Raw genomic sequence first — 16,709 nt, 5'->3', positions numbered from 1 at the left:
TGAAGGAGGCTGAAGGTGTGATGCCAGATAAAGCGGGCAGAGGTGCAGTCGCCTCGAAAGGCCGGCGTATTCTGCAGATGATTGACCTCAGTCGCCGGCCCCCGATCCAGCTGTTCCAGTTCGTGAAGAATATCGACAGGAGGACCACTCGTGACGTTCATGATGACCGCCGTTCCGGCGGAGCCGATAGAGGATGATCCGTCCCGTCGGCAGAACCTGGGTGAGGAGATCAAAATCGCGGACGTTGCCGGTCAGCACGCTCGCACCCAACTGACACCCCTGCAGGAACACGAGGGCGTCATTTAAGAAGCGGCGCTCGTGCCCCTCCCTCTTGGGCAGATTGCTCAGCCGGAAGAGCAAGCCAGCCAAGACCCCGGCCTGTCCCCAGATCGCATCGGCCGGTGCATGAAGTCGGTGGTCCGGAATGTCCTCTACCGTGGCTTCAATCGTCTCGAGGACAGCTTTTGTGGAGGCATGCTTAGGGTCCAGCTGACCAAAGGCTTGGGTCAGCTCAGACAGGCAGACAGCGGAATGGTGGCATCGGCGATAGGTAAGCAGCGTATCGACTTCAACCGGCGATCGTCCCTGCAGGACATCCAGATAGACGCTCGTATCCAGAAACAGCGGTCCCCCGATCGCAGGTTCGTCAGCAACCCATGGGAGATCGTCGTCGGCCCTGCGCTTCAGCGTTCCGTTGTGCTTTTGGGGCTTTAGCGATCGGAGGGTTTCGGAAAGATCAAACCCCAAGATCCATGTCCGCCGGGATACTGCCCTTACGTCCGACCAGGCGGGCGCCAAAGTCATCTTCGAGGGCCAGGCGCGACAGCGCCAATTCCAACAGCTCCGTGTCCGAGGTGACGTGGGCGCGCTTCTTGGCCGCCTCGATCAACTCCGCGGGCACCCGCGCCGAAAGACGGGTATTCTTCGCGGCGCCGAGGAGGCCGGCGGCTTTCGCTTGCTCCAGTACAAGTTTATTGCGGGTCGATGCGACCGTTGCTTCGCTTTCTGCAGCCGTCCGGGTCTGCGCAGCCATGAGAACCTCCTGTGTTGAACAGAATATAGATTGCGTTGAACGCATAGGCGAGGCTTCGTAGCCGCTGGCCGTCGGGACCATCGCTCCCGGATGATGAAGCGGACATCTGACGCTTTCGCACTCATCACGGGCGGTCAGTATTCGGGGCTTGCGACCCACGTGAAGGGCGGAGAAGTCCTCATCGCATTGCAGCGACGGGCAGTCCAAGGTCGCCGACGCGCTCTCAACGGGTGCGCGTTTTCAGCTCTACCTGGCCCTGCGGCTTGCCGGATATTACGAGTTCGCCCAGTTTCGACCCTCTGCGCCATTCATTGCCGACGACATCGTGGAGACCTTCGACCATTTCCGGTCCGAGGAGGTTTTTCAGGTTGTTTGGTCAGATGGCAAGCGCTGGCCAGGTGATTTATCTGACGCATCACCAGCACCTGTGCGAGATCGCCAAGGCTGTTGTTCCCGGCGTTACAATTCACGAGCTCACGAAGTTGGCTGCTGCGGCGTGGGATGAGTTGAGGCTGCAAACTGAAAGTAAATGGCCGGGCCGTCAGAAACACACCGCGAAAGGACGGCGAGTGCCACGGTGTCGGGGAACGCATTCCCATCCTCCGCCGGCAAGCCGAAAGCTCCAAGCTGGGCAGCCCGTGCGAAGCCTGTGCGGCTGGCTCACTCCACGTGGGTTCCCAACGTTCGGCCTAGCAGCGCACCCGCTGCTCTCGCCGGTCCAACCCGCGGGAGGTCTTGGCATGCCCAACATTCATTCCGGCCATTGCGACAACGCCGACGGCGACGGCGATTTGACGCTCTGGGAACTGGCCAACCCAGCAGCTGCGCTACGGGGCAGTTTTCTCAGAGTTGGGTACCGTCACGCAGGCCTGACCCAGCCAGCAGCCGGGATTTTCCCGGAACGAATTCGTTAGTTCGCCTTGCATGGTCCGAGCTGCGGCGTCGGATGTCGTCCAGCTATTCCGGTCGCGCAAAGCTGACAAAATTTCACACAACTTTATAGCGGCAGCCAAAACCCGTCACTTATAGTTCGCTCGGTATCGCTTCTAATGCTAACGCCACCCGTTCAGGTCGGTACACCAGGATGACAAAGCAAAAGCACAGCGCCCAGACTCCCGCCGTTTCGCGAGGAAAATCCAATGCTAATGACGCACTGCCGCCGACCATTCCTGCCAAGCGTCAGACGTCGCACCGGAAAGAGACGGCGTTCTTCGTTGCGCAAAATCTGCAGACCGCTCCAGTGCCATGCCGCGCTATGTCGAGCAGCACCGGCACTTTTCTGATTTTCCCGGAAGAGACCGCCAAATGGTGGACGTCCCGCGCCATTGCGGCCTGGTTAGCTTTGGCGGTCAGCCAGGTTCTTGAGCAATCCGCGCGGCGGCGGCTGATGCGCCGGAAGGCAGTCGATTCTCGCCGCAACCATGACGCATAAGATCCAATTGCAGCCGGGGGAAATACCAGAAATCATAGCCAGTGTTGAGGCGTACCGAACCCATATTGCCCACTTGCTGCAAGACCTGCGACGTGCGGGTCCGTCCGAAAAAATCATGTCTCGACCGGCAGCCGGTTCGACCGCTTGATCTGCGTAAGCGCGAAGCTGGACTCGATCGAGGAGACGCCATCGAGCCGCGTCAGCTTTTCCTTCAGGAAACGCTCATAGGCGTGCAGGTCGCGCACCACCACACGCAGCAGATAATCGCGCTGGCCAGTCATCAGATAGCAATCGACCACTTCCGGCCAGCGCGCGATTGCCGCGTTGAACCGCTTCAGCTCGCTCTCGCGCTGGCGCTCAAGCTTGATCGAGGCAAACACCGAGATCGGCAGATCGACCATGTCCTGGTCGATCAGGGCGGCATAGCCGGTGATCACCCCCATGTCCTCCATCAGGCGGACCCGGCGGGCGCAGGGCGAGGCCGAAAGGCCGACCCGCTCGGCAAGCTGCTGCGCCGTCATCCTGCCATTGACCTGCAGCGCGGCAATGATCTTTCGGTCGATATTGTCCAGTCGACTTTTTGGCACCGAACGTTACTCCATTGGTTGATATTGGCACAACCAGCTAATCCAGCTGCCAATCTCATGCAAGTTTAGCGACAATTGGCTTTTGCTCAGCCCTAGGATTGAGACATCGCAACCGGGAGTCTTGCAGCATGGACAAACAAAAACTGGAGGCACTTTCGGCACTGGAGAAAAAGGTGCTCTGGCTGTCGACATGGATGATCCATAACGCCAATCACCTGCGGGAAAATACGGACGGCTTGAAGGTTGGCGGACACCAGGCATCCTCGGCGTCGCTGGTGACGATCATGACCGCGCTTTATTTCTCGGTGCTGAGGCCACACGACCGCGTCGCGGTAAAGCCGCATGCCTCGCCAGTGTTTCACGCCGTCCAGTATCTTCTGGGCAATCAGACGAGGGAGAAGCTCGAAGGGTTTCGCGCCTTCGGTGGCGCGCAAAGCTATCCGTCGCGGACCAAGGATGTCGACGACGTCGATTTCTCCACCGGCTCAGTTGGCCTCGGCGTCGCGCAGACACTGTTTGCCTCGCTTGTGCAGGATTATCTCGGCGCCCGCGACGAAAGCATGCCCGAGGGCCGCATGGTGGCGCTGATCGGCGATGCCGAGATGGATGAAGGCAACATCTTCGAGGCGCTGCTCGAAGGGTGGAAACAAGGCCTGCGCAACTGCTGGTGGATCGTCGACTACAACCGACAGAGCCTCGATGCCGTGGTTCGCGAAGGCCTTTGGGAACGCTTCGAAAACATTTTCCGGAATTTCGGCTGGGACGTCGTGATCCTGAAATATGGCTCGCTGCTCGAAGCCTCTTTCACCGAACCCGGCGGCGAGGCGCTAAAGGCCTGGATCGAGGCCTGCCCGAACCAGCTCTATTCGGCGCTGACGTTTCAAGGCGGCGGCGCCTGGCGCAAGCGCCTGGTCGCCGACATCGGAGACAAGCCGGGCCTGGCATCGCTTCTCGACCGGCGCTCCGATGCCGAGCTCGCCGCGCTGATGACCAATCTCGGCGGCCACGACCTGCCATGCCTGATCGAGGCCTTCGGGACAGCACGCGGCAACGATCGACCGACATGCTTCATTGCGTATACGATCAAGGGCTTCGGCCTGCCGCTCGCCGGCCACAAGGACAACCACGCCGGCCTGATGACCAGGGATCAGATGGCGGTCCTTCGTGCCTCGATGTCGGTCGGCGACGGGCGGGAGTGGGACGCGTTCGAGGGATTGGCTGCTGGGGATCTGGAGCTGCAACGATTCCTCGACGCCGTTCCGTTCGCGGCAAAGGGCCAGCGGCGCCGGCACGCCCAGCGCATCGTGGTCCCTGGTCGTCTCGTCGCGGAAGCCAAAGGCAGCGTCTCCACGCAGGTCGGCTTCGGCAGAATTCTGGACGAGATTGCGCGGGCTGGCGGGCCGCTCGCCGACGCGATCGTGACGGCATCGCCCGACGTCACGGTTTCGACCAATCTCGGCCCCTGGGTCAACCGGCGCGGCCTGTTCGCGCGTCAGTCACTCGCCGACACTTTCCGCAGCGAACGCATCGCCTCGGCGCAGAAATGGGAATTCGGCCCCTCCGGCCAGCACATCGAACTCGGCATCGCCGAGAACAATCTGTTCATCCTGCTGTCGGCACTTGGGCTGTCGCATTCGATTTTCGGCAAACGGCTGCTGCCGATCGGCACGCTCTACGATCCGTTCATCCAGCGCGGTCTCGATGCGCTCAACTATGCCTGCTATCAGGATGCGCGCTTCCTGCTGGTCGCCACGCCATCCGGGGTCACATTGGCTCCGGAAGGTGGGGCGCATCAGTCGATCGCCACACCGTTGATCGGGATGGCACAGGACGGGCTTGCGGCCTACGAGCCGGCCTTCGTCGACGAGCTCGCCGTCATCATGCGCTTTGCGCTGGATTATATGCAGCGCGACGGCGACGCCGTGCAGTCGGAGCGCACCTGGCTGCGCGACGAGACCGGCGGCTCGGTCTATCTGCGGCTCTCGACGCGCCCGGTCGAGCAGATCATTCGTCCCATGATGCCACAGCTCGAGCAGGACATCATCGACGGGGGCTACTGGCTGCGGGCTCCGGGTCCCAATGCCGAAGTGATTGTTGCCTATACCGGCGCGGTTGCGCCGGAGGCCATCGAAGCTATCGGCATGATGGCAGAGGACCGTCGCGACGTCGGTCTTTTGGCCGTGACTTCGGCCGATCGCTTGAACGCAGGCTGGACAGCGGCAAGTCGCGCGCGCGAACGCGGCCTCGTTCACGCCAGGAGTCATATCGAAAGGCTGTTTGCCGATCTCCCTGCGCATTGCACCATCGTCTCCGTCACCGACGGTCATCCGGCGGTACTCGGCTGGCTGGGTTCGGTGTACGGCCATCGCACGCGCAGTCTCGGCGTCGAGCATTTTGGCCAGTCAGGGACTATCGGCGACCTTTACCGCCACTTCGGCATCGACGCCAATTCCATAGCCACAGCCGCCGACCGGATTGCTGGTGGGCGCCCCATCCGCCATCTGCGCGCGCTGGATTGATGCTGACGACATTCTGTGGCCGAGGCCTGATCGTGGATCTGAAATCATGCCACTCGCTGCTCGGGTAACGCAATGTCTGAACGGCGCGCCTCTGTCGGACCGGGCTAGTGCTGAAGCCCGGTGATCATGGCGACGATCTCGTTCTTGTCGGTCTCGCTGGTCTTGCGGACGCCGATCTGTTTGCCACGTCGCAGAACACAGATCCGATCTGAGAGCCTGAACACCTGGTCGAGGCTGTGGCTGATGATCAGCACGCCAATGTTGCGCTGCTTCAGCGACAGAACAATCGTCTCGACCTTGGCGGTCTCGGCAACGCCGAGCGCGGCGGTTGGCTCGTCGAGCAGGATCAGCTTGCTTGCCCAGTGCGTGGCGCGCGCAATCGCCACGCCCTGGCGCTGGCCGCCCGAGAGATCGCGGATGGTGGCGTGAGCCGATGGAATGCGAACGTCGAGATCCTTCACCAGCTTTTCGGTGTCGTCGATCATCCGGCGTCGGTCGAGCAGGCCGAAGCGGTTCACCGGCTCGCGGCCAAGAAACATGTTCATGTAGACGGTCTGCTGATCGGCGAGCGCCAAGTCCTGATAGACCACCTCAATGCCGTGCGCGCGCGCCATGGTGGCGCTCGACATTGCCACCGCCTGCCCCTCGATGATGATCGTCCCGGATGTCGGAGCATGCACCCCCGTCACGATCTTGACCAGCGTCGACTTGCCGGCACCGTTATCGCCGACCAACGCCACTATCTCGCCGGGATAGAGCTCGAGCGAGAAATTTTCGATTGCCGTGAGGCCACCGAAATTCTTGCGGATGTCGCGCAGCTGCAAAACAGGGGGCGTGCCGGTCGTGGTCGCGTTCATCACTTGCTCCTAGACAGGCCAGGCAGCGGTTTCGCCAAAACCGTTTTCGATCGTTTCGACTTGGGGCGCCCCCTTTGAGACACCGGAGATGCCGACCACGTAGGCGCGGGTCACGAACGCCTGGCCGCGAAAGCCGAACACCGCCGTGTCGCCGGAGCGTGGCGCATTGGCGCCGCTAGCGTCAATCATTGCGTAATAGTCGATTGCCGCAGGCGGCGGCACCTCGACGCTTCTGAGCGCGGCGGCGGCCGTGGTGGGTTCTGCGGACACGATTGCCTTCACCTCATAGTCCGGAAAGATCGGATCGATATAGAAGCCGCCACCCAGGCAGTAGGCTTTGCCGCCAGACAAATGCGAGACCTCGGTCAAATACAGAACGGCAGGGAGCTCCGGCAGATCTTCCATGACGTGCAGCGCAGTGGTGCCGGCCAAGCCATTGCCCGGTTCACATTGCGTGGCGCCGGCTTCGGCCAGCGCGCCAAGCAGGACACTCGACGTTGTGCCGGGCGCGTTCACCTCTATGTCGCTGCGACCGGACTTGGCGAGCGCTTCGGCAGCTCTGCCCAGTGTCGCCAGATTGTGTGTCGGCAGGACCGTTCGCGTGGTCTGGTCGAACAACAGCGCCGGGAAGGTGGTGATGCCAGCGAACCGTCCGCCGTCGAGACCATCCAGTTTTTCGGCGACCGCGGCGATATCAGCCGCCTCAAAACCACCTTCGTGGCCGCGGTAGAAAACGTCACCATCGGCGCGGATGCGGGCAAGCAGGTTTTGCGTGTACCCGGCGAGCCTTGCGCCGGCAGCGGCTTCTTCAGCCTTGGTGTCGTTGAAGACGGTCCAATAGTCCGGCCTGAACGTTTTGGCCGCCGCATTGGCCTCGTGCCTTGCGATCTGCTGCAGGTGGCCAAGATGACCGAGCCTCAGGCCTGCTCTGTGCGTTGCCCGCGCGCAGGCCATGTCGACGGCGACGGCCTGATCGATGCCGCCACGCTTGAGCGCATGGCAGAACGAACTGGCGCGGCCGACCTGCTTGGTCATGGCGAAAATCTTCAGGCCGAACCGGTCGGCCTCGCGCTTCAGGACCCGGGCATTGCTTTCGACGGCATCGAGGTCGAGCACATAGGAATTAGCCGGCAGCTTTCCTTCCTGGTGCAGGCGCATGGCGCTTTCTATAAAGCTCGGATTGCGGCGCCGCAGAACATCGAGGAACATGACAAAACTCCTTCAACGGGACTTTTCGCGCAGCGATACGGCGACGGCCGCAAGAATGATCAAGCCGCGCACGATCATTTGGTCGGAGACGGACAGGCCCATCAGGATGAGGCCGTTGTTCAGCATGCCCATCATCAGCGAGCCCACCAGCGCACCGACAATCGATCCCTTGCCGCCGTTAAGCAGGGTTCCGCCGACAATGACGGCCGCTATCACCGTCATAAGGTCGGTTTCGCCGAGCGTGTATTTCGCAGCCTGCAGCCGGCCCGCATAGAGCAGCCCGGCAAGGCCGGCGAGCCCGCCGCTTGTGGTCAGAACGGCAAGCCTTATCTGCGCCACGCTGATGCCGGAAACACTGGCGGCACGGCTGTTGTCGCCGGTGGCCAGCACATGGGCGCCGAAGCGCGTCTCGCGAAAGATGAGATGCGCGATCGCAACGGCAATTACCGTCCACCAGATCAAAGACGGAACACCCAGCAAAGAACCCGAGCCGAAGAAACCGGTGAAGGCGTCGTTGGTGACCGGGATCGACCGCAAATCGGTCATGGAGCGAGATACGCCGGCAAACAGCCCGAGCGTCGCCAGCGTTACCAGGAATGAAGGCAACTTGACGTAAGCCACGAGAGCGCCGTTGAGCAGGCCGATCAGAAGGCCGGCGCCGAGGCCGGCCAGCACCCCAGCCAACAAGCCGTAGGCGTTTATCGCCACCGCGGCTGCAAGGGCTGCCACGGCAACGATCGAACCTATCGAAAGATCAATCTCGCCCGCCGACATGACAAAGACAAGGCCGATCGCCATGATCGTCACTGGTGCCGTCTGCAGCACGATGTTCGACAGGTTGCGGACCGTCAGAAAACCGCTGTCCTTCAGTACGATCGCGAAGAACAGAAAGATCGCCAGAAATCCGAGATAGACGACATATTGCTGCAGGTTGAAGCGGCTGACCAAGCTCGCTGCCCGGCCGGGGCTGGTGTTGATACTCGACATTCTCACTTCCTCCGGCGGGGCGCCATCGTCTGCCGCTACTTCAGGGCGGCCGCGATGGTCGCGGGCACGTCCTTGTTGAGGGATCGCTTCCACCCGTCCTTGACAGTGTCCTTGGTGACGGCGAGGGAATCGACCACGATGAACGGCGCGGCCTTCTTGCCGATCAACGAGGCGGCCGTGGCGCGCGCCAGCGTCACGCCGATGTCGTAGGCTTCGTCTGCGATGAGTGCCGCAACGTTGCCGCCTTTCACCATGTCCAGTGCCGCCGGTTCGTTCAGGTCGAGCGTGACGATCTTGGTGTGGCTGTTGCCGGCCGCCCGCAATGTGGACAGCACGCTAAGCGCCGGCTCAGCCCAGGTGACGTAGATACCGTCGAGGTCCGGGTGCTGTGTGATCATCGCCTGCGCGATTTCCTCGCTGCGCGCGGGGTCGGCCATTCCGGCCTCGGCCACGATCTTCATGTCGGGATAGTCCTGCTCGATCGTGTGCTTGAATGCTCCGTCACGCTGGTTGGTGACGTAGAAATCGGCATCGTGAAAGATGTAGCCGACCTTGCCCTGCTTGCCGAGCGCGTCGGCCATTGCGATCCCGGCCTTGTTGCCCATCTGGAAAAGGTCGTCCGAAACGATGGTCACATAATCCTTGCCGTGAACGTAGCCTGCCGGCGAATTGTCGACGAATCCCAATTTCACGCCGGCCTGGCGCGCAGGATCATAGACGGTGGCCGCACTTGCGGGATCGACCGGTAGGGACAGTATAATAGAGGGCCTTTTGGCGAGTACTGTCTCGACGTCGGATTTCTGACGGGCCGCATCAAAGCCGGCGTCGGTCTGAGCGACGACCGTGATGCCGAGCCGCTTCAACTCGTCCTGGGCGCCGCTGTTCACCGCGTTGGTGTATTCGCTCATCTCATGCCAGACCAGCGCGGCGGTGTATTTGCCGTCCTTGATCTGCTGCTCCTCAGCTGGTGTGAGCACGACGCTCTTTGCCGGCGTCGGCTTTTCCCCGTTCGGTCCCGTGGTGGTGCCCTCGGCTGCGAAGGCGTTGGCAGCGACGAGTGCTACCAGTGCCGACAACATTCCAATTGCTATGCGCATGTCGGTTCCCCTTGTTTTTATGATGTCGGCGGCCCTGATTGGCCGCCGGGCATTGCCCTGTCATTTGGCCGCGTCGAGCACCGATTGCGGCGCGTCGCGGTTCAACGAATCCTTCCAGCCCTGCGCAACGTTCTGCTTGGTCACGGTAAGCGCCGGGGCAACGACGAAGGCCGGGGTCTCCTGGCCGAGCAGCGCCTTGACGCCGACAGCGGCCATGGCGCGGCCGAGCTCATAGGCCTTGTCGGCCACCAGTGCGGTCACATTGCCGCCCTTGACCATATCGAGCGCCACCGGTTCGGCGAGGTCGAGCGTGACAATCTTGGTCTTGGTGTTTCCGCTTGCCCGCAAGGCCGACAGCACGCCGTCGGCCGGTTCGGCCCAGGTGACGTAGATGCCGTCAAGATCGGGATGCTGCACGAGCATCGCGCTGGCCAGCTCTTCTGCCCGCGCCGGATCGGAGATCCCCTGCTCGGCGACGATCTTGATGCCGGGATAATCCTTCTCGATCGTTGTCTTGAAAGCCTGGTCGCGCTGGTTCGTCACATAGTAACTGGCGTCGTGGAAGATGTAGCCGACCTTGCCCTTTCCATCGAGCGCCTTGGCCAGTGCATCGGCCGCCTGCTTGCCCATCTGGAACAGGTCGTCAGTGACGATGGCTGCATAGTCGGTTCCGTGCTTGTAGCCTTTCGGCAGATTGGAAAGGAATACCAGCTTGGTGCCGTCGGTGAGCGCCTGACGGAACGCCTCGGCCGAAGTGACCGGATCGAGGGGCAGTGACAGGATGACGTTTGGCTTCGCCGCGAGCGCGGTTTCGATGTCGCTGCGCTGGCGCGCGGCGTCAAAGCCCGCGTCGGTGGTGGCGACGATTTGAATGCCGGCACGGGCAAATTCATCCTTGGCACCGGACGTGACCGCATTGGTGAAGTCGGAGGAGGTGTGCCACAGCAGCGCGGCCTTGTAGCCCTTCTCCTTTACTGCGGCCAGGTCTGCATCCGACAATCTAACCTCGGCGCTGGGTGTCGCCGTCTCGCCGCTCGGTCCCACTGTCTGTGCGCCGGCTCCACCGGCCATGAGCATCAGGCTACCTGCAAGTGCTGTAGCAACAAGTCTGTCTATCAGCATGATAGTTCTCCCATTTTCGCTCTCAGTTGTCCTTCATTCCGTAACGCCGCAATACTCCACCATGAACCGGGCGAAGCCGATGACGCCGGCCAGATATTCCTCGACATCGACGTGTTCGTTGAAGGTGTGGCAGTTGCGAATATCGCCTGGCGCGCAGTACACGGCGGGGATGCCGAGCCGGTTGGTGAAAAATGATGACTCTGACCAGAATGGCGCGCCTTCGATGGCGCCGCGACCAGCCATCGATCGGGCCATGGCGGCAGCAAGAGCGCCGACCTCCGGCCTGTCAGGTGCAATCTCGGCGGCGTTACCCCCGAGCGGATGATCGCGACCGGCCGGATAGGCGAACGCCAACATGATTTCGGGATCGGTGATGGCGCCGCGCACCACTGCCTCGATTTCGGCGGCGGCCTCGTCCAGCGACTCGCCGGGCAACAGCTTGCGGATCAGCGACAACGTGCAGCGTTCGGGCACCGCGATGTAGCCGCCGCCCGCAAGGCCGGTGATCAGCAGGAAGCCACGCCCAATCAGCGGGTGCTCGGCCCTTGTTGCAACATCTTCCGAATGCTTCCACAGCGCGCTCATGACGGCGTGGCTTGCACGCAAGGCATCCTTGCCGAGTTCGGGTACGCCGAAATAGGCTGATCGTCCGGTGATGGTGATGTCGGTAATGAAGAAGCCAATTTGGGCCGGATAAACCGAAAGGCGGGTAGGCTCCACATAGACGACGAAATCGGGCGCCACGATTTCGCCTCTCTCGATGCGGCCGACGAAGTCCTTGATGCCGGCGGAGACGCCGGTTCCAGGCTGGCCGCTCTCCTCGTCGCCGACGAAGGCAAAGGCAACGTCGCCGGCCAGTTGGATGTCGGCTGTGTCTAGCAGAGAGAGTGCCGACAGCGCGGAGCAGATGCCGGCCTTGAGGTCGCCGGCGCCGCGGCCCCAGATCTGCCCGTCGATCATTGGCGCGGCAAACGGATCCTGCTTGGCGGTGCCAGCCCAGTGCTCGCGCCAGCCCTCGACATGGACCGTATCGGTGTGGCCGATGAAGAGCAGCCGCTTGCCGGCGCCGGCACCTTTGCGCTCACCCCAGATGTTGGGCCGGCCGGGCGCGAATTCCGCGCGCCGAATTTCGCTCAAGCCAAGCACGCGCATCCGGTCTTCAAGGAAGGCGACAAAGTTTTCTTCGTGACCGGTTATGCTTTCGCGGCCGATTGCCCCCCGCAGAAGCTCAACCGCTGCGTCGCAATCGAGGGCCGCGCGCAAGCGAGTGGTGATGTCCTTTGAGACAGTCATAGCGTGGCCTCGCGCAGCACGGCCGAACTGGCTGGGGGAAGCGAAATGCGTCCGTCGGGCGCGTCGACGCCGAACAGTGTGTTGTGCAACTGGCCGAGCCCGATCGCGGCAGCGCCGATGAGCGCTGCCCGCGACCCGAGTTCGCTGGCCTCAACGGCGATAGGGTAGGGGAAGCAGCGCGGCAGCAGGTCCCTAACGCGCAACAGGATTTCCGGCCGCAGCCCGATCGAGCCGCCCAGGACGACCTTTTGCGGATTGGCAATTGCCGCTATGGCCACAATGCCTTGCGCCAGGTAGCGCGCGGTTTCGTCGAGCACCGTCGCGGCATGCCTGTCTCCGGCCAATGCACTGTGGAAAATCGTCGGCACGTTGACGATGTTGCCCGTCAGCGCTGCGTAGCGTTCAACCATGGCGTTGGTTGCGACCACGCGCTCGAAAGCGCCGGCGCGCAACGATGTCGGCGCGAAAGGATCGGCGCCAATCGGCAAAAAGCCCATCTCGCCGGCTGCATTGCTGGCGCCCCGCACCAGATTGCCTCCAACCATGAGGCCGCTGCCGATACCGGTACCCAGCGCTATGAAGGCGAGATTGTCGATACCGCGGCCGCACCCCTGCCAGTTCTCGCCGAGCACCGCCAGATTGACATCGTTCTCGATCATCACATGAAACCCGAATGCCTGCTCGAAAGCGCGAACGACATTCATCGTGCCAAAGCCGGCAATATTCGGGGCAAGCAGAACGCGGCCCGTCTTCTTGTCGGGTGCACCGGGAACACCAATCACCGCCAGCCTTATCTTTGTGCGCGAGATTCGGTGCCTCTCGGCCGCCTGAAGCGCTAGATCCACGATCTGGTCGACGATGAACTGTCCGCCCCGAGGATCGGTCGGCGCCGTTTCCTCCGCGAATATCTGGCAGGCAAGATCGGTGAGCGCGACCCGGACTTTGGCGCCGCCGAGGTCGACGGCCGCGATGTAGGCCGCGTCAAATACGAGTTCGTAAGTGACAGCCGTGCGTCCGACATGTCCGCTCGTGCGCCCTGTCTCCTGCACCCAGCCTTCCTGCTCGAGCGTCCTGACGATCTCGGAGATTGTCTGCTTGGACAAGCCGGTCTGCTTTGCGATCGAAGCGCGCGAGATCGGCCCTCCTTGCACGATCGCCTCCATGACGGAGCGCTGGGAGAACTGACGAGAAATGCGCGGCAGGTCGTTCAACAGCAGCTCCGATTAATTCGTTCTATGACCGAACTTAATAGTCATTTTCGACGGCCGTCAACTGGCCGCTCAGGCTCTTCATCGGCGGGCCGCCGACGCATATGCGAGGCCACGGGGCCATGCAGGAGGTAGATAGTCACCGCACCAATTGCGGCAGCTTATCTTTGGTGATTTCGACCAAGGCTCTTACCGCCTCTTGTTTTGCAGCTTCGAGGTCTGGCAGATCGGTGCCTTTGACGTCGGGGAAGACTTGCCCGGTATCGGTGAAGTCGAAGAAAAAGCGAGGCATCCCTACAAACACAATAAACGCAGGAAGGTTCATCTTGCTTCACGATTGGCTATGCAGCCGGCGCCCCGCCGCTCTAATGCACGCAGCCGCTAACGACCGTGGACTGACCTCCGATGATGTCCGCGACATTTGGTTAAAAACGTACGCGGCCAGACTCATCGCCCTGATCCGCCTAGAGTTACTTCCGAAAGGAACGCTCTCATGCTGCCATTGCCCCACGCCGTCGATCCAAAGGTAGTTGCTGAGATCAATAGTTTGCTAGACGATCACACGGGGGCGGTGCCAGTGCCCGTTCACAAACTGGCGGCGGTTGTCCGGCTGCGCCTCAAAAGCCATCTTTCCATCGCGACTATCGAGGAGCTGATCGTGGACGAAGCCGAGTGTCGCCACCTGCCCATGCTGTTCGAACTGCCGGGAACGGAAGCGGCTGTAGTTTCAACTGCTCTGAGTCGCGCGACTTGAAGGTTAGGGTTTGGGCATTCGGCTCTGGCAGGAGAGCCCACCGCGCGTCCGCCCCAATGGTGACAGCCTATGACCAGCAGCAGCTCAACTAGTGGTACTGCCTATCCTGGCGACCTGATTCTGTTGAAGCAGGTCTTTGATCGTGTATGCGCCGAGCAAGGCATTCCAGTAGGAAGCGAGCAGGCGGAGCGCCTGAGCGTGAGCGCAATGGCACTCTTCTCGGACGGCGAGTTCGACGAGGCCGTTCTCTATGAACACCTTCGGTTTGTTGCCCGCTCTCTGCCGAGCAGGGACCGAGCATGACCTACCATGATTCGGATGGTCGGCGGGTTCGTGCCGCCCTACTTATCCCTCATGGCAACCCATTGGTTCGTCCCTCCGGTGTTCGTGAAGACTGAAACCGGCGACAGGCATGGCTGCGACAATGCGAGGGCAGCCCTTGAGCAGCTCAAGAGGTGGACCCGCAGAGGACCTCGCTGGCATAAGGCGGTGACCCTCTGCCTGTCAGATCTAGAGGGCGATCCGATTGACCCTCAGGTGGTACGAAAGGCCTTCGAGGCTGCCGCCAAGGAAGCCAAGATGTATCTCTCCCCGTAGGAGGAGGAGAAATTTCTCCCAAAGATTCAGTCCTTTATTTCGTACGATTCGAACATTGATTTGTTCGAGAGGTGACCTAAGTGGCCGCTTGGGTTCTCGCTGAGGTGGGAGGCCTCGTATGAACGTTTGCACGGACTGTCGACCCGACAAGGTGACGGCCAAACACCTTGTTCACGAGCTAACCCTACAAGTCCCTCGCGGCCAAATCATCTCCATAAAAGACACTATCGCAGCAGTGCGCCGAGATGGGCCACATCTGGCGGAAACTGACTGCGAGCTGGTGGAGCTTATTGTCAATGTTGCCCCAGCCTTTGGCCTGTTTGTCGGGTTCGATCTTCGCGAATAGCCGCATGGCAACCCATTGGTTCAACCGTCTATGGGATCGAGAGGGGCGCGGGGAACTTCGCGCGCGCACCCACCAAATTATTCGCATCCCCTTCGGAACCCTTTCGCAACGAAAGTGTTTCAGACCGAATGTGGGAACGACGTTATGCCGGCACGACCAACAGCAGCGACAGCCTTTCAACGGCTGATCAGCTCAGAAGATAATCGTCAGCTGCTCCGCAACAGGCTTGGTCTCGAAGTCGACGAGAAACTGCCGGCGTCCCTTGCTGCATTGTTGCAGGAGCTTGAGCGGCGAGAGCAGGTCGAGGCTGATTGGAGCGCCACCACTTTGGCAGCGCGGGCTTCTATGGCCTTCGACGAACCAGAAGGAACCTTCAGTGACCCTTATGGCCATGCTGCGTAGGGGACGTGCCTTCCGGGGGATGATCAGTTCGGAAGGCTACTGCCGGAAGCTGCGCAGGCTCCTAAGGTTTGTGGGCGAACCAACTCTGACACCGACGCTTGCCGCACTGGCGCGGGAGCTTTCAGAAGAGTTTGAGCTGCGGAAGCAAGAATCGGCCGACGAAATTCCTCGCCCTACAACCCATTGGTTCTCCCTCCGGTCCTCGTCAAGACCGAGCGTCCCGGGATCATCCACCACGTCAACAACGCCGAGACGGCCGGCGAGGAGCTGACGAAGTGGACGAAGCGTGGCCCTTGGTGACCTCGCGGTGCGCGTTTGTATGGCCGCGATATTCGACGAGAGGGAATCTGAGGAGGCTCGTAAGGCATTCCTGGCTGCTGCCGAGGTGGAGGGGACGTTACGGTCGCCTCTGATTAGAGCTGGTGATTGGAAAGTTTATCAAAACTCGCGACCGGAAGCTGGTTACTGAGGAAGTCCCCTCTAATTTCCACCCATGGCAACCCATTGGTTCTCCCCTCCGGTGTACGTCAAGACCGACCGACGTTGGGCCACCTACGGGTGCAACAATGTCGAGGGTGCCGCCGAGGAACTTATGAAGTGGACCAAGATGGGACCTAAGTGGAGGAAGGCTGTGCAAGCGTAGAAGCCCTTCAGGACCGTGTGGAAGAGGTCCGTCAGGCTTTCGAGGCTGCTGCCAAGGAGGAGGGGTGTTACGCTCCTCTGGTTAGGTCTCCTGTGTCCCTGTGCCCCTCGACTACACCCTGAGGAGAATTTCAGGGGAGCGTTGGGATACCGGCCTAATCGTCACTCCATGTCGGGCACGTCGCCCCGAACCAAAGAGTGTCGTTGGCTCGCCGTATTCGCCCAGCGCCGGGTTAGCATCACGCGACCCCGCAATGTCACGGTATGTTTCGTCGCCAGAGCTTTGGCGGTCCTTTATCGCTCGGTCTTAGGTCTGCTGCTCGGCTGGCCCATAGGCTGCGTGGAAGTCGCCGCTCTCATCGCGGGTCGAAGGTGGTGACAACAATTAGCTTGGGGCCTTCTGCAGTTGTGTGCGTCAAGTTCTGCAAAATGGCGTGGCATTGCAGTGACGTCGGCGTGTCCGCCGCGCAGCCCCCGTGTTTAGCGGAGCGGCGGACACATGACGGTGCTCAGGCGGCCAAGGCCCTCAGGCTCTCCTTCTTGTGCTCGCGCAGATGATCCATGTTGAGATAGCGGGTCGCCTCGAGCCAGTTCTCGTGGATCTCCACCGCCAATGCCCGAACC

General features: G+C 61.4%; 19 protein-coding genes and 1 pseudogene. 9 read left to right on the top strand and 11 right to left on the bottom strand.

Features of this window, described 5'->3' with window-relative positions; translation table 11 throughout:
* Positions 1-87: 87 nt before the first annotated feature.
* Positions 88-747: a type II toxin-antitoxin system VapC family toxin gene (locus NKH49_RS30675; RefSeq protein WP_352617561.1), complete on the bottom strand. Its 660-nt coding sequence runs from the start codon at positions 745-747 to the stop codon at positions 88-90.
* Positions 737-1,033, bottom strand: a complete 297-nt coding sequence (locus NKH49_RS30670) for a hypothetical protein (protein ID WP_352503696.1) — start codon at positions 1,031-1,033, stop codon at positions 737-739. The genes NKH49_RS30675 and NKH49_RS30670 overlap by 11 nt, the downstream gene beginning before the upstream one ends.
* Positions 1,034-1,102: 69 nt before the next feature.
* Between NKH49_RS30670 and NKH49_RS30665 the strand changes: the two are divergent.
* The 3 genes and pseudogenes from NKH49_RS30665 to NKH49_RS30655 all read left to right on the top strand — a co-directional run.
* Positions 1,103-1,509, top strand: a pseudogene (locus tag NKH49_RS30665) (ATP-binding protein); the annotation flags it as partial.
* A 264-nt stretch (positions 1,510-1,773) separates the two neighbouring features.
* Positions 1,774-1,947, top strand: a complete 174-nt coding sequence (locus NKH49_RS30660) for a hypothetical protein (protein ID WP_352503697.1) — start codon at positions 1,774-1,776, stop codon at positions 1,945-1,947.
* A gap of 170 nt (positions 1,948-2,117) precedes the next feature.
* Complete coding sequence (locus NKH49_RS30655; RefSeq protein ID WP_352503698.1) at positions 2,118-2,465, top strand: hypothetical protein; 348 nt, start codon at positions 2,118-2,120, stop codon at positions 2,463-2,465.
* Positions 2,466-2,578: 113 nt separating this feature from the next.
* Here NKH49_RS30655 and NKH49_RS30650 read toward each other — a convergent pair whose 3' ends face one another.
* Entirely contained in the window at positions 2,579-3,052 is a 474-nt protein-coding gene (locus tag NKH49_RS30650; RefSeq protein WP_352503699.1) for an Lrp/AsnC family transcriptional regulator, read from the bottom strand.
* 128 nt (positions 3,053-3,180) lie between these two features.
* On the opposite strand from NKH49_RS30650, the gene NKH49_RS30645 reads away from it, so the two are divergent.
* Positions 3,181-5,571: a thiamine pyrophosphate-binding protein gene (locus NKH49_RS30645; RefSeq protein ID WP_352929238.1), complete on the top strand. Its 2,391-nt coding sequence runs from the start codon at positions 3,181-3,183 to the stop codon at positions 5,569-5,571.
* A gap of 104 nt (positions 5,572-5,675) precedes the next feature.
* Here NKH49_RS30645 and NKH49_RS30640 read toward each other — a convergent pair whose 3' ends face one another.
* The 8 genes from NKH49_RS30640 to NKH49_RS30605 all read right to left on the bottom strand — a co-directional run bounded on the left by NKH49_RS30640 (position 5,676) and on the right by NKH49_RS30605 (position 13,669).
* Complete coding sequence (locus NKH49_RS30640; RefSeq protein ID WP_352458022.1) at positions 5,676-6,428, bottom strand: ATP-binding cassette domain-containing protein; 753 nt, start codon at positions 6,426-6,428, stop codon at positions 5,676-5,678.
* A gap of 9 nt (positions 6,429-6,437) precedes the next feature.
* Positions 6,438-7,637 (bottom strand): alanine racemase, encoded by a 1,200-nt coding sequence (locus tag NKH49_RS30635; protein ID WP_352472943.1) that lies wholly within the window; start codon positions 7,635-7,637, stop codon positions 6,438-6,440.
* 12 nt (positions 7,638-7,649) lie between these two features.
* Positions 7,650-8,624 carry an ABC transporter permease gene (locus NKH49_RS30630; protein ID WP_352472942.1) on the bottom strand — a complete coding sequence of 325 codons (975 nt, stop codon included), beginning with the start codon at positions 8,622-8,624 and terminating at the stop codon, positions 7,650-7,652.
* A 35-nt stretch (positions 8,625-8,659) separates the two neighbouring features.
* On the bottom strand, positions 8,660-9,721 hold the full coding sequence (locus tag NKH49_RS30625; RefSeq protein ID WP_352617555.1) for a substrate-binding domain-containing protein: 1,062 nt from the start codon (positions 9,719-9,721) through the stop codon (positions 8,660-8,662).
* Positions 9,722-9,781: 60 nt separating this feature from the next.
* Complete coding sequence (locus tag NKH49_RS30620) at positions 9,782-10,843, bottom strand: substrate-binding domain-containing protein (RefSeq protein ID WP_352472940.1); 1,062 nt, start codon at positions 10,841-10,843, stop codon at positions 9,782-9,784.
* Between the two features lie 33 nt (positions 10,844-10,876).
* Positions 10,877-12,136: a M20 family metallopeptidase gene (locus NKH49_RS30615; RefSeq protein WP_352472939.1), complete on the bottom strand. Its 1,260-nt coding sequence runs from the start codon at positions 12,134-12,136 to the stop codon at positions 10,877-10,879.
* Positions 12,133-13,347, bottom strand: a complete 1,215-nt coding sequence (locus NKH49_RS30610; protein WP_352503703.1) for an ROK family transcriptional regulator — start codon at positions 13,345-13,347, stop codon at positions 12,133-12,135. Before NKH49_RS30610 ends, NKH49_RS30615 begins: the two co-directional genes overlap by 4 nt.
* A 136-nt stretch (positions 13,348-13,483) precedes the next feature.
* Positions 13,484-13,669, bottom strand: a complete 186-nt coding sequence (locus NKH49_RS30605) for a DUF6894 family protein (RefSeq protein ID WP_352929233.1) — start codon at positions 13,667-13,669, stop codon at positions 13,484-13,486.
* Between the two features lie 168 nt (positions 13,670-13,837).
* On the opposite strand from NKH49_RS30605, the gene NKH49_RS30600 reads away from it, so the two are divergent.
* From NKH49_RS30600 to NKH49_RS30580, 5 genes are all read left to right on the top strand, one after another.
* A complete protein-coding gene (locus NKH49_RS30600) occupies positions 13,838-14,098 on the top strand; it encodes a hypothetical protein (RefSeq protein ID WP_352472936.1) in 261 nt (86 codons plus the stop codon).
* Positions 14,099-14,167: 69 nt separating this feature from the next.
* Positions 14,168-14,401: a hypothetical protein gene (locus NKH49_RS30595; RefSeq protein WP_352472935.1), complete on the top strand. Its 234-nt coding sequence runs from the start codon at positions 14,168-14,170 to the stop codon at positions 14,399-14,401.
* Between the two features lie 6 nt (positions 14,402-14,407).
* The gene (locus NKH49_RS30590; protein WP_352929230.1) at positions 14,408-14,695 is read left to right on the top strand and encodes a DUF982 domain-containing protein; all 288 of its coding nucleotides are present in this window, start codon (positions 14,408-14,410) and stop codon (positions 14,693-14,695) included.
* Between the two features lie 490 nt (positions 14,696-15,185).
* Entirely contained in the window at positions 15,186-15,443 is a 258-nt protein-coding gene (locus tag NKH49_RS30585; RefSeq protein WP_352472933.1) for a hypothetical protein, read from the top strand.
* A 286-nt stretch (positions 15,444-15,729) separates the two neighbouring features.
* Positions 15,730-15,912: a DUF982 domain-containing protein gene (locus NKH49_RS30580; RefSeq protein WP_352929227.1), complete on the top strand. Its 183-nt coding sequence runs from the start codon at positions 15,730-15,732 to the stop codon at positions 15,910-15,912.
* The last annotated feature ends 797 nt before the right edge of the window (positions 15,913-16,709 follow it).

Origin of the sequence: Mesorhizobium sp. M1088 (assembly GCF_040318575.1) — a bacterium.
Taxonomy (GTDB): Bacteria; Pseudomonadota; Alphaproteobacteria; order Rhizobiales; family Rhizobiaceae; genus Mesorhizobium.
Note: the sequence above shows the minus strand (reverse complement) of the source record. Positions and strands in the feature narration are given on the sequence as shown.